This is a genomic window from Mesorhizobium sp. NFR06, assembly GCF_900115245.1.
Lineage (GTDB): Bacteria > Pseudomonadota > Alphaproteobacteria > Rhizobiales > Rhizobiaceae > Mesorhizobium.
In genome coordinates, this window is sequence record NZ_FOVT01000023.1 from 75,792 (window position 1) to 88,606 (window position 12,815).

General features: G+C 61.0%; 13 protein-coding genes. 6 read left to right on the plus strand and 7 right to left on the minus strand.

Features of this window, described 5'->3' with window-relative positions; translation table 11 throughout:
- Nucleotides 1–29: 29 nt before the first annotated feature.
- Nucleotides 30–1,046, minus strand: a complete 1,017-nt coding sequence (gene cpaB, locus F3H96_RS27940; protein ID WP_149804872.1) for a Flp pilus assembly protein CpaB — start codon at nt 1,044–1,046, stop codon at nt 30–32.
- A gap of 125 nt (nt 1,047–1,171) precedes the next feature.
- Nucleotides 1,172–1,378, minus strand: coding sequence for a Flp family type IVb pilin (locus F3H96_RS27945; protein WP_149804873.1), 207 nt, complete (start codon nt 1,376–1,378; stop codon nt 1,172–1,174).
- Nucleotides 1,379–1,876: 498 nt separating this feature from the next.
- On the opposite strand from F3H96_RS27945, the gene F3H96_RS27950 reads away from it, so the two are divergent.
- The 6 genes from F3H96_RS27950 to F3H96_RS27975 are packed head-to-tail and all read left to right on the plus strand — an operon-like array spanning nt 1,877 to nt 7,406.
- Nucleotides 1,877–3,262, plus strand: coding sequence for a CpaF family protein (locus F3H96_RS27950; protein WP_149804874.1), 1,386 nt, complete (start codon nt 1,877–1,879; stop codon nt 3,260–3,262).
- Nucleotides 3,263–3,297: 35 nt separating this feature from the next.
- Nucleotides 3,298–4,233: a type II secretion system F family protein gene (locus F3H96_RS27955; RefSeq protein ID WP_244620180.1), complete on the plus strand. Its 936-nt coding sequence runs from the start codon at nt 3,298–3,300 to the stop codon at nt 4,231–4,233.
- An 8-nt stretch (nt 4,234–4,241) separates the two neighbouring features.
- Complete coding sequence (locus F3H96_RS27960) at nt 4,242–5,198, plus strand: type II secretion system F family protein (RefSeq protein WP_188131561.1); 957 nt, start codon at nt 4,242–4,244, stop codon at nt 5,196–5,198.
- A gap of 52 nt (nt 5,199–5,250) precedes the next feature.
- Nucleotides 5,251–5,802 (plus strand): tetratricopeptide repeat protein, encoded by a 552-nt coding sequence (locus F3H96_RS27965; RefSeq protein WP_149804876.1) that lies wholly within the window; start codon nt 5,251–5,253, stop codon nt 5,800–5,802.
- The gene (locus F3H96_RS27970; protein WP_348530096.1) at nt 5,799–6,344 is read left to right on the plus strand and encodes a prepilin peptidase; all 546 of its coding nucleotides are present in this window, start codon (nt 5,799–5,801) and stop codon (nt 6,342–6,344) included. The genes F3H96_RS27965 and F3H96_RS27970 overlap by 4 nt, the downstream gene beginning before the upstream one ends.
- Nucleotides 6,345–6,356: 12 nt before the next feature.
- Nucleotides 6,357–7,406: a phosphatase PAP2 family protein gene (locus F3H96_RS27975; protein WP_149804877.1), complete on the plus strand. Its 1,050-nt coding sequence runs from the start codon at nt 6,357–6,359 to the stop codon at nt 7,404–7,406.
- A 360-nt stretch (nt 7,407–7,766) separates the two neighbouring features.
- Here F3H96_RS27975 and F3H96_RS27980 read toward each other — a convergent pair whose 3' ends face one another.
- The 5 genes from F3H96_RS27980 to F3H96_RS31570 form a co-directional block, all read right to left on the minus strand.
- Nucleotides 7,767–9,011 (minus strand): ABC transporter substrate-binding protein, encoded by a 1,245-nt coding sequence (locus F3H96_RS27980; protein WP_149804878.1) that lies wholly within the window; start codon nt 9,009–9,011, stop codon nt 7,767–7,769.
- A gap of 189 nt (nt 9,012–9,200) precedes the next feature.
- On the minus strand, nt 9,201–9,521 hold the full coding sequence (locus F3H96_RS31660) for a hypothetical protein (RefSeq protein ID WP_348530097.1): 321 nt from the start codon (nt 9,519–9,521) through the stop codon (nt 9,201–9,203).
- Nucleotides 9,521–9,952: a lytic transglycosylase domain-containing protein gene (locus F3H96_RS31665; RefSeq protein ID WP_348530098.1), complete on the minus strand. Its 432-nt coding sequence runs from the start codon at nt 9,950–9,952 to the stop codon at nt 9,521–9,523. Before F3H96_RS31665 ends, F3H96_RS31660 begins: the two co-directional genes overlap by 1 nt.
- A 32-nt stretch (nt 9,953–9,984) precedes the next feature.
- Nucleotides 9,985–10,353, minus strand: a complete 369-nt coding sequence (locus tag F3H96_RS27990; RefSeq protein ID WP_040989379.1) for a hypothetical protein — start codon at nt 10,351–10,353, stop codon at nt 9,985–9,987.
- A gap of 72 nt (nt 10,354–10,425) precedes the next feature.
- A partial coding sequence (locus F3H96_RS31570) for a DUF5801 repeats-in-toxin domain-containing protein (protein WP_149804879.1) occupies nt 10,426–12,815 on the minus strand: 2,390 nt, incomplete at its 5' end.

Below are 12,815 nucleotides of genomic sequence, written 5' to 3' on the forward strand. Positions count from 1 at the left end.
CGGATCCCCTAATCCGAATGCACCGTTGGCTACCTCTGTCGCGGCACGTCGTATGTTTCGAGCTTCACGCCGCGAAATACGCCAATTGTAGCCCGGGCGGGCGGCTCCGGCTGCACATATTTTACCACTTCCTTTACAACTTCTTGCGGTTGTGGTGCGGGTGCCACAGTTGGCTTCACCTTGCTCATCTGATCGATCTGACTGCCGACCCTTTCCACCGCCTTGGCGAGGCCGTCGATCTTCTCATCGGCTTGCTTGCGTGCGGCTTCCTCGGCGGCCTGCCTGTCAAGCTCAGCCTGGCGCTTGGCGACATCGTCCGGCGTGTCGCCGGTCAGATCCGCCAGCGTGACCCTTTCGTTCATTTCGCCCTTGCTGCCGGCGGCCTGGCGCAATGCCAGTGACAATTGCCCGGCGCCTGCCGCGAGCGTCAGCTTCTGGGCGTCTTTGGTGCTGACTTCGACCGTGACTGCCTTCACGACTTGCGGATTCTCCTTGCTTTCATCTGCGACCTGGTCGACGGCAAGCACTTTCACGCTCTGCAGCAGCACGTCGACGAAGCTTTTGTCGCTCCCTTGGTCGTCGCGAACCGTGCGGGTCAGCAGCACGTCGACGCGATCACCAGGGAAGACGAAACCGGCAACACCGAGCACGTCGTTCACGCGGATGGAAACCGCTTTCATGCCCTCGCCAAGCACCGCCGACAGCGTGGCGCGCTGCCCGGCGCCGGTAATCTTGGTGGCCAGGATTGGCTCGTTGGCACTGATTGTCTGAAGCGCCTGCCGCGCGCCGTCGCCAGCCATCGCTTCTTTGACCGTCTTGAAGGCGCCTGTCGGCACCGCTCCCGCCGGCCATGCAATTTCACGCAATTTGTCGGCGCTCAGCGCATCGCCGAATTTCAAGGGCACCGCCGCGACCACCACCGTGCTGGCTTGCACGCCATTGGCCAGGGCGTTGCGCTGCCCCGCCAGCCAGATGTTGACAAGCACGACTGCCAAAACGCCGAATACGCCGGCGAGTACGATCATGATGAGTGTATTGGCGCGCATTTACCCCAAGCCCCATTTCAAGCAACCACACCGCAACTCGGCAAATCGCACCCAGCCCGCGATTGCCTCTGTTATGTCGGCACGGCCAGGCCCGAGAGACGCCTCCGGGCCCGGCCGTTTCTAGTTCAGCAGTTCATGCCAACGCCGTTCACGGCATCGGTGCTAAGGTTGGTGCACAGCGTGCTCCACGCATTAGTCACATAGACACCGACGGCGATAATGAACGTGATCACCGCAGCGGTGATAATGCCGATCAGAATCGAATATTCGACCATAGCAGCGCCGTTTTCATCGTCGCGGAACTGCCGGGCCATCGTCATGAGCTTCTTCATGCCAATTTCTCCCTTTGGAGGTTTGAACCCGACGAGACAGAGCCAAGGATGAACCCCATACCCAAGCATCCCCCGTCGAATTCAATCCTAGGTCCCGCAAAAAAGCAGTGTCAAACGGATTAACGGAACCTTAACCTTTCAATACTCGATCTGAAGCTCTCTCAATTTCGACCAAGGGATTGATTCGCCTCATTTTTCAAGTCATTTTAACCATTCATTCACAATTCCGCCACGGTCAGGCCCCGTTGTCATCGTATTAGAAATTATGCATAATTCATTATATCTAATAGCTTACAGGACTAAATGCCCTATCGTCCGGCAAAGGTCTTAGGACTTTGGTCTGTGCGCGTGAGAGATGGCAAAATAAAACGATTTCCCAGATCGCAACTTCTTAACTATGTCGCAAGTAATAAGTCCAGTGTGTCTTCCGGGCCGCTTGTGCCCCTCGTGGTTAACGCTTAGTTTCGACGTCGGGGAAATCAACAGGGGTTCCGCGACATGTTGGGTCGCTTCATAAAAGGCCAGGGTGAGCAACGGGCGTCGCAGCAGGTAGCTGTCGTCGCGGCTGCGAACGGAACAGCCGCAGCGCCTGTGGGGGATGCCGAACCGCAAGGTCTCGACTTCCTGACACTGAAGGTCGAGCTGCATCGCCACCTCATCGATCGTTTCAATCTGACGGCGCTGGAAAGCGCATCGAAGGATGAAATCCTGAACGAGATCCGGCCGATCGTGCGCGAGTTTGTACGCAGCCGGAATGTGCCCTTGAATGCCCGCGAGTTGGATCAACTGACCAGCGACACCGCCGACGAGATGCTGGGCTTGGGTCCGATCGAGCCTTTGCTCAAGGACGACTCGATCACCGATATCATGATCAACACGCATGAGCGCGTGTTCATAGAGCGTCGCGGCATGATCGAGGAAACCTCGATCCGCTTTCGCGATGAGGCGCATCTGCTGCGCATCATCAACAAGATCGTCTCGGCCATCGGTCGTCGTGTCGATGAATCGGCGCCGATGGCGGATGCGCGCCTGGCCGACGGCTCGCGCGTCAACATCGCGGTGCGGCCCGTTTCGATCGACGGCCCGCTGGTGTCGATCCGCAAATTCTCGAAGAATCCTTATTCGCTGGAACGCCTGATGGCGTTCAATTCGATCCGCCAGCCGATGATCGACATGCTCAGGATCGCGGTGCAGGCGCGCAAGTCGATCCTGGTTTCGGGCGGCACCGGCAGTGGCAAGACGACGCTGCTCAACGCACTGTCGAGTTACATCCCCTCAAAGGAGCGCCTGGTCACCATCGAGGACGCCGCGGAACTGCAACTGCAGCAGCCGCATGTCGGCCGCCTGGAAACGCGCCCGCCCAATGTCGAGGGCAAAGGCGAGATACGTCAGCGCGAACTGGTGAAGAACGCACTGCGCATGCGGCCGGATCGCATCATCGTTGGCGAGGTGCGCGGCGAGGAAGCCTTCGACATGCTGCAGGCCATGAACACCGGTCACGAAGGTTCCATGACCACCATCCACGCCAACACGCCGCGCGACGCCATATCGCGCCTGGAGCAGATGGTCGGCATGGCCGGAATGCCTATGTCGCACGACTCTATCCGCGCGCAGATCGCCTCCGCCATCGACATCATTGTGCAGACGCAGCGACTTTCCGACGGCGGCCGTCGCGTGATCTCGATTTCGGAGATCACCGGCATGGAAGGCAATGTCGTCCAGCTTCAGGAAATTTATCAATATGTCAGGCGCGACGTTGCCGTCGACGGCACGATTGTCGGTGATTTTCGCGCCACGGGCGTGCGTCCGCGCTTCGCCTCGGAGGCCGCTACGCTCGGCCTTCACTTCGCTAAGGATGCCTTCAATCCGCAGGTAGCCCTGTAATGCTTACAGGACAAACGCTAGTCTACTTCATCTACGTGGTCGCGGCCGCCTCCGTCATTCTCGCTGGCGAGGCCTTTTATCTTTCCCTTACCCGCCAGCGCTCGCATCGTGCCTCGGTCAATCATCGGCTTCGCCGCCTTGCCGATGAGGCGCCTGCGGAGCAGACCCTGCAAAGCCTGCTCCGCGAGCGTGGCCTGACCGATTCAGGAGACTTCGTCTCCAGCTTTGTCTGGTTGAACCGGCTGTATACCCGATCCGGCATAACCGGAAACCCGATGACTTTCGCGATATCGTTCCTTCTCGCCGGTTTGGCGCTGGCGCTGATTCTCTGGTCGCTGATCGGTATTTCGATGCCTGCGGCTTTCCTCATCTTTCTGGGAGTGGGGTTCGCATTGCCGATACTTATCCTGCGCTGGGCTTGCAAAAAGCGGATCCTGAAGTTCTCCCGGCAATTGCCCGACGCGCTCGACATGATCGTGCGTTCACTTCGCGCCGGACACCCGGCTTCGGTCGCAATCGGCCTCGTCGCGCGCGAAATGCCTGACCCGCTCGGCACGGAATTCGGCATCGTCGCCGACGAGATCACCTTCGGGCTTAGCATGGAGCAGGCGGTGCGGAAACTGTCGGAGCGGGTCGGCTTCGAGGGTCTGCACCTGCTGTCGGTGTCGCTCTCGATCCAGGCCAAGACAGGCGGCAACCTTACCGAGATCCTGGCCAACCTTTCATCCGTGCTGCGCGAAAGGCGGAAACTTGCATTGAAGATCAGGGCGCTCTCGTCCGAGGGCCGCGTGTCGGCATGGATCATCTCGCTATTTCCTGTCTTTATGTTTCTGATCCTGATGCTCGTGGCGCCTTCCTATTATGGTAAGATATGGGGCAACCCGTTGATCTTTCCGGTGTTCACGATATTCGGGGCTTGGGCCTTGCTCGGCGTCTACATCATGTATCGCATGGTCACTTTCGACTTCTAGGAGCGACCATGAGCCTGTTTTCGAACACGAACGACCTGACCTTTCTGGTTTCACTCGCCGTATTCGTGGCGGCGGTGGCCCTGTTTCTGTTCGCGGCGTTGACGTTCCTGCCCGCGGTCCAGACGCGCCGGCTGGTGACGCACAGTCTCGTCGGCGATAGGCATGTGGATCGCCGCTCGATCCTGGGACAGGATCATCTCGTTAGGGTTGCGGCGCAAAAGCCGGTCGAAGCTTATTTCAAGTCGATGGAGAAGGAGCGCAATGAGCCCGACGCCCTCGAAGCCAAGCTCTTTCGCGCCGGTTTCTATCAATCGAGCGCGTCGCTCATCTATACGCTTTGCCGACTGGCCGCCGTCGCCATAGGCTTTCTGCTTATGTACGCCCTGCTGTCAAAAATCTTGCCGGCACGGATACCCGGCTTCTTTGCTTTTATTGGCGCGAGCTTGATTGGTCTCGGCTGCATCGTCATCCCGAGTATCATGCTCGATCGCTTTGAGAACGCGCAGAAGCAGATTTACCGCCGTGCCTTTCCCGATTTTATGGACATGATGATCACCTGCGCCGATGCCGGCATGAGCCTGGAGGCGGCGGTCGAACGGGTGAGCCAGGAAATGGCGGGAACGCACAAATGGCTGGGCATCCAGCTGACGATCATGAACCTGCAATTGCGGGCGGGTAAGCCGTTGCGCGAGGCATTGCGTGAGCTCGCCGATCGCATCGGCTTGGAGGAAGCGAAGGCATTGGCGGTTCTGTTCCGGCAATCGGAGGAGTTGGGCACCAGTCTCACCGACGCCCTGCGCGTTTACAGCGCCGAGATGCGCGACCAGCGCATTCTGCAGGCGGAGGAGCGCGCCAATTCTTTGCCGGTCAAGATGACGATTCCGCTTGGCCTCTGTATTTTTCCGGTGGTGCTGATGATCATCATGCTGCCGGTAATCATTCGCATGAAGGGCATTTTCTTCTAGCCGATCATATGATTACCCTCTAAAACTGAGTCGGGGACTCGTGGGACACACAATGATACGGCCAAAGCGCATCGCATTCGCGACCAGCCTGCTGCTCATCTTCCTTGCGGGCTGCCAGACAAAAGACATCGCCGACGGCGTCGTGCGCACCAATGAGCCCGCCAAAGGCGACTACACCGCCTTTGGCGATACCTTCGACGGGCTGAAAACCATCAGCGATGTCGATTATTACGCCTCGGACCAGGCGGTCACCGAGGCCAAGACCCAGTTCCGTTCGGAAAATTACGGCAATGCCGGCGCCTTGTTCTACAAAGCGACGAGGCTGGCGCCGAACGACGGTGTCGCGTGGCTTGGCCTCGCCGCGTCCTGCGACCGGATCAGGCGCTTCGATCTGGCCGACATGGCCTATGGCCGGGCCTATCGGCTGCTCGGCGCAACGCCGGAGTATTATAACAATCTCGGTTATTCCTATCTGTTGCGCGGCAAGCTGCAGGACGCGCGCACCAACTTCCTCAAGGCCTATGAGCTGGCGCCCAACGATCCGACCGTGGCCAACAATCTGAAGCTTCTGTCATCCAGCGTCCGGAACATAGAGCGGTCATGACCGTGTTGCTGACCGCTTCGCTCGTGTTCAAGGGGTTGGCCATCTTGCTGCTCGGGCGTATCGCCTGGACCGATTTTTCCACGCAGCGCATATCGAACCGTGACGTGCTGCTGTTGCTCTGCCTCGGCCTTGGAGCTTTGCAATTCCAAGCATTGCAAACTCACTCATGGCTGGAGATGGGGATCAGCGCCTTTGGTGGTGTTGCGCTGTTCCTTGCGCTCTTCCCATTCTGGCTGTTGCGCAAGATTGGCGCCGGCGACGTCAAGCTGATGAGCGTAACTCCGTTTCTGGTGGGCGGAAGCAATCTTGCGGTTTTTTCCGTATTCCTTCTGGTCTTCGCGATTGCCACGGCTGCTTTGGTCAAAAATCCCTTCCTGCTGCCGGCTGGGATGTTTCGCCATTATGTGCAGCATATGGATCGCAATGGTGTCGTGCCGTTCGGCGTGCCAATATCGATGGCGGCGATCTGTGCAATAGTGTTGCAGATGTATCACGCTCTGGTGGTTGCAACCAGTTCCGGAATACTTGAGCAACTCAACTGACAAAGCTGAGGCGTGGCGGTGCGCAGTAGCGAGTTCAGACTGGCTGCAACGATAGCAACTGTCGCGCTAGCCTTCTTTGTTGCGGACTTCTTCTATTTCCGACACTCCAGCGTCATTCTCGATCTGGACAATTGGTTCGAATTGGCCAAAGTTATGATGGTGCTCGCGGCAATCTTTGTCGTCATGCGGCTCGTGGAATGGCGTATCGAAAAAGACAAGTCATGGATTGGGCGATTGATCGCGAGCAGCGCTGCCGCCGTCCGTTTGATGGCCGCAAACGCCTCTCTGTTTGTTCCACTCAGCTTCGCATCCGTCTGGTTCATGTATCTGGCTTCGGCGACCAATAGGCCGCTGATGGACCAAACATTGGCAGCGCTGGACGCAGCGATCGGATTCGACTGGCGAGCCTTTCTCGATTTCACGAACAGGCAGCCTCTGGTCGCCGACACGCTCGTTTTCGCTTATCACGCGCTTGGGCGGCAGCTTCCTTTGCTGTTCATTTTGCTGGGTTTCGCAAAGCGACCCCGCCTGACCGAGTTCATCGCTTTGCTGGCGGTTTCGTCCGCGTTGACCGGCGCCTTAATGTGGTTGGTTCCGGCCGCCGGGGCCTATGCTTACTTCCAGCCGCAACCGGTTGACTTCAGCAATTTCACGGCACGAGCGGGGATGTGGCACTTCACCGAGCTGATGAGGATTCGTTCAGGAGAGCCATTCGATCTATTCGTGACGAGGGCCGAAGGTCTCGTCACTTTCCCGTCTTATCACACCGCGCTCGGCATCATGATAGTCTACGCGCTGCGAGACTATCGCTGGTTGCTCTGGTCTGTCGGGTGCCTGAACGCCGTAATGATTATCAGCACACTTCCAGAAGGCGGACATCACCTGATCGATGTGGTCGCCGGTGCGATGGTCGCCGCAGTCTCTATTCTTGCAGTAAGATTTGTCGTCGGGGACGAGCCAAGCGCGGCTATTGCAAGTGCAGGGTCCACGTTAAACCCCGCTCACCTCAAAACCCCGACATCGACTTCTCCACCAGCTTCAGCTGGCCCTTTTCCACCTTGAAGAAGGGCACGACCTTTGGCTCGAACAGGACGCGCTCGAGCCGGCGGTCGGTGCCGATTATTTCCTGGACGTTGTTGGCGGAGCCATAGCCGTCGCCTCGATCAGCTTAGTCGTTGGGTCGGCAGAGAAGCTGGCACTTTGAGAGAACTCAACTGGAAGGCTCCGCCGTCCAACTAAATCACGCGCCATCTGCGTTGTGGCGCCGGCTTCTTCTGCGGTGGTTCACTCGACACGGCCGGCTCTGGCGAGACAAGCACCAACCGTTCGATGCCGGCCACCGCACCTGCCACTGCCGCGGCAATTGCAGCTATAACGAGAAGCTTTTTTAGAGAATCCAACGAGCCCCCCAAAGCCCAGAAGCTAAAACCCCGAAGTCGACTTCTCCACCAGCTTCAGCTGGCCCTTCTCCACCCTGAAGAACGGCATCGACCTTTGGCTCGAGCCGTCGGCGCGGAAGCGGAACAGGCCGGTCGAGCCGCGGAAGCCGCTGGCGTTTTCAAGCACCTGCTTGCTGAAGCCGTCGGGGCCGGCTGAGCTGGCGATCCCCGCGGTCAGCGCCACCATGTCGTAGGCGTAGGCCACGTTGACGTCCGGCTGGTAGTTGTAGGTCGCCTTGAAGCGGTCGGCGATCGGCCCGGTCTCGCCCTGGTCGAGCGTCGCGATATAGGCGCCCTCGTAGAGCGGATCCATGGGATGCTCGAGCCAGCGATCGGTGCCGATCAGCGTCACGGCCTTGCCGGGAATGCCTTTCGCCTTGAGTGCCGCCAGCACCGCGGTCGGGCTGCCGTCGCCGCTGACGACGATGACGGCGTCCGGCGCGTCGACCAGCGAGCCCATGTCGGACACCACCTTGGCGCCGCCGTCGGTCGCCGAATAGGGCAGCGTCACCGCAAGCGTGGCGCCGGAGATGCTGAGCGCGTTGGCGACGCGCGATTCGGCGGCGCTGGCATCGGTGCCGGCCGGCACCATCAGCACGAATTTCCTGGCGCCCTTGGCGGCTATTGCCGCCGCGCCCGCCGCCGCGCTGTCGGCCTCGCCGAGCCGCACGGAATAGACGCCGGCGCCGCCGGCGAAATTGTCGGCCAGCGCCAGCACCGGCGGCCGCTTCGAGCCGGAGAGCTTGGCAAGGTGCTGCGCGGCCGTAAGCTCGGACGGTCCGATGACGACCTTGACCGCGCCCGACGTGATCGCCTTCAGCGCCAGGTCCTTGGCATAGCCGCTGTCGCCGCGCGTGTCCTGGATCGTCAGCGTCAGCAGCTTGTCGCCGAGATCGGCCATCGCCAGGCGCGCGCCGTCATACATTTTCCTGCCGTTCTCGCCCGTGCTGCCGGGGGCCGAAAGCGGCAGCAGCATGGCCACCTTGGCCGCTCCCGTGCCGAGTGTCATGGCCTTCGCGGCGGCGGCCGAAGTCGGGCCGGCCAGGGTAGTACTGCCTGCCTGCTGGGCCGGCGCCGCCGCGCTGGTCGCCTGGCCGGCGGGTGCCGCAATCGCCGAAGGATCGAGCACGTCCGACGCGGCGCTCTTGGACTGGCATCCCGACAGCGTCGCGACCAGCCCGAGAGCGATCGCCCAGAAAAGCGGATCGTGCCGCTGGCGTTTCGTCATGCGTCCACCCAATATTTCCGCCGGGTATTTGTCCCGGTCTGTCTTCGATTGATCTTACCGTCTTGATCGTCCCGCCGTCTCGCAATTCTTGAGCTGTGGCCTGGAGCTTTGCACCGTTTTCCGGAAACGGCGAACCGCTTTGACGCAATTACTGACGGAAAACCGTGTCACGCCTTTCCTGGAATTGCTTTACCCGTCGAAGAGCCGCGCCCTCAGCGCCTGTATCGCCCTTGCCTGCTCCGGGCTTCGATATTGCGCGCATTTCATGTATCGCGGCCCGGGCACGAACACGCGGCGCACGCAGATGCGTTTCCCCTGGCTGGCGACGGCGCCGTCCGCCGAAGGGTCGGAAAAGCCGACTGTCGAGACGTCGGAGAATCCGATCGTCGCCACCGGCAACGGCCCGCTCACGTCGAGGCCTTCCCGCTCCAGGATCGCGCGGGCGCGCTGGCAGTAATCGACCGAGCGCACCGAGAAGCGGGTTTCGCCATGCCCGGCCCGGTATTTCATCACGGTGGTGCAAAGATCGCCCGCGGCGAGCCTGTTGCCTGCGCCAGATATTTCACGCACAGCGCGATGTTGGTCGCCGGCTCGCCAAGCTCGTCAAGCGAGCCGCGAAAGCCGAGCAGCCGCGCCGTTGCCGGCATGACCTGCATCAGGCCGACTTCGCCGTCGGCGCCGCGCACGCCCGGATCGAAGCCGCTTTCGATCTCCATCACCGCATGCGCCAGCACCGGCTCGAGGCCGTAGAGCGACGCCTGGCAGGTCGCGAATGCCTTGAATGTCTCGCGGGTTCGTTCCGCCGCCGCGCCGCAGTGGGCGGGCCGCGCCAGCCGCGATTGCGGCCGTTCCAGCCAGTTGGCATGGACAGGGGACTCGCCCAGGCCCAGCAAGGCGACCGCGACGGCGATCGCCTTCGGCAGCCTTCCGATGGCCACCATCGCGGCCAGCCGGCGCGCGCTGGCCCGTCAGCTCAGTGCATATACTCGACCATGCGGTCGTGGAAGCACTCGCATTTGTTGAGCGTGTCCTCGTCCTTGTAGTTCGTCTTGAGATAGCCATAGGCCATGCCGCAGGCGACCTTGGCTTCCGAAGCCCAGACGAAGGCGGGGCGCGACGAGTTGATCCATTCCGGGCTGTTGGCGACGGCTACCGATTCGTCCATCAGCTTCACCACATGGTCCTTGAGCTCGACCATGTTGTCCGTCAGCACCAGGTCCGAAGTGCCGACGGTGCGGCAATAATTCACCGCCGGCTCGCCGATGATGTCGGCGGCGAAGCCCGTCGATCCGGCGAGCAGCAGCGCCGCGGCCGAAGCCAGAAGTCTTGCGGAATGCCTCATGTAAGTCCCTCTCCAAACTGCGAATTCACGGTTCGCTAATGCATAGCACGGGAATGTGGCCGCGCATAAGTACTAAATGGTGACAGTGTGCTGCACGTGGTTGGTGTCGTCATAGAGGATGTTGATGGTGCCGGTAGTGGCCGGGCCATTCTGTAGCACGGCGACATCCACGAAGTTTGCGCCACCGGTCGAGCCATTGGCGTCGACACTCAACGCCTTCGTGCTGGTGTCATAGTGAACGTAGTCGGCGATATTGCCTCCCACTGGCGTATCGAACAGAGCGGTCAGATCGATCTTGTCGCCCTCGCCACCAGGGCCGGCACCGTGATAGTCGGTGATCAGATCCTTGATGTTGAGGTCGAGATGATCAAGCTTGAACGTGTCGGCGCCCGTGCCACCGGTCATCTTATCCGCTCCTGCGCCACCGATCAGGATGTCGTTTCCATCGCCGCCGATGAGCGTATCGTTGCCTGAGCCGCCAGCGATGACGACGCCGTCATTGCCGTCGACCGGGGCAAATGCAGAGCTATGCGCGTCGAGCGTCAGCGCGGAGGTTGTGGCGATCGTCAGCGGATCGGTGAGCGTCGAGACGTCTCCATCGCCGTCGGTTGCCGACAGGCCGAAATTCATCGTGAGATCGTGGATCGTCGTCACCTCGCCATAGGTGATGTTGTTGAAAGCAAAGGTCGCGTTGCCGCTGACCTGGTGGTCATAGGTGACGTTGATGTTGTCGTAGGTGTGATTGACGTACAGCGTATAGGTGCTGGTCGCGGCATTGAACGCCACGCCGCCGTTGGTGGTCAAAAGCGTGTTGTCCGAGGTGTCCACGATTTTGATCGTGATGTCGGTCGCGGGCTTTGTGATCTGAAGATCGAAGTCCCTGACGGAGCCGCCATTGTCGAGAACATGGAACTGGACGTCGGCGACACCGTTCCCGCCCCATTTGTTGAGAACGAAGCTGACTGTCGTCTGATCCTGCGTGAAGTTGAGGTGCAGCGTCTCGTGCGGGTCCATCTGCTGCCCCGTGCTGCCGACCGCGATACCCACGGCGGAAGCCTTGACCTGTGCCCCAGCGCCGTTGAGATCGCCGGTGATGACGAGCTGGCCGTCCGGCGAGGTGAGCGAATTTTGACTGCCACCGGAGGATGAGAACGCGGAATCACCGGTCACCGTCGTCGTGGTGATCACCGACGGCGAGTTCAGGGTGTAATCGTAGGTGCCGTCCGCATTGAGATCGAGCGTGAAGAAGGCGCTGCCTGCCGGATCGCCCGAGTTGGAATAGGCATGCATCAGCACGCCGCCATCGGCCTGTGGGGTCTCGGTATAGAAGAATGTGAAGATCACAGCGTGCGTGGTTGCGTCTTGCACCTGAACGGTCGTGACGCCCGAGCTGGTGCTCTGGGCAAAGGTGACCGCGCTTCCGCTATACGTGCCACTCGCTTGAAGCGCGAGCGACAGGTGATCGAGCCCGTCGGCGCCGTAAGCCGCGTTGTAAAGTCCGGTGAAGCTGGTACCGGCCTGATTGGCCACGATCGCGTCCATCACCGAGTTGAAGACCGGACCGTCGTCATGGAAGCTGATCTGGCTGCCGACATTGACCGCCTGCGAGGAGGCCGTGTCGCCATCGCCGTCCGTCACCGTGGCGATCACCGACAGCGAACCGTTGGTTAGGCTCGTCGTCTCGTCATAGCTCGACCCGGGGGTCGGGTTGTGCAGCGATAGATACTGCTCGACCGTCACCACGCCGGTGCTGCCGTCCATCGAGATGGCGAAGGCGACCGTAGTCGGCTGGTTGTGCACCACGCCCAGCACCAGGGTCGGAGACACCTGCACCAGGTCGACTACAGTGCCGTCCGTCAGCGTCACGCCGGACGAGCCGGCAACCGCCGACAGCGCATAGCTGACGCCGCCGCCCGCCGCCGGGCCATCGGCGCCGAAGGAAGAGGTGATCGTCAACAGCGCGCTGCCGCTCGACGCCGTCGAGATGTAGCCCGTCCCGGGCACATTCGCGTCGTCGCCCGCCGTGAAGCCGGCAGGCAGCACGATCGCCGCCGCATGGCTCACCGGCGGCGAACCCGCATTGGTGTTGCCTTCGTCCAACGTCACCGAGCTGCCGACCACCGCATTGGTGATCGAGGGGCCGTCGTCGAGGAAGGTGACCGCGCCGCCGACGTCGATGGCGCCGGTGCTGGCGGTGTCGCCGTCGGCATCCGTCACCGTCGCCGTCACGGCGATCTTGCCGGCCAGGTTCAGCGCGTCGTTGTAGGCGGCAGCCGTCGAGCCGTCGACCAGGTGTTCAAGCGCGACGTTCTGCACCACCGTCATCTTGCCGTCGGAAGCGACCGACACCGTGAAGGCGGTGTGGGTGCCGCCGGCATCGGTGTACTGGCCCTGCACCGTGGCGCCGACCTGCACCAGCGTGATGGCATGGTCGCCCTGCGCCGTCGCCAGCCCCGAGGCCG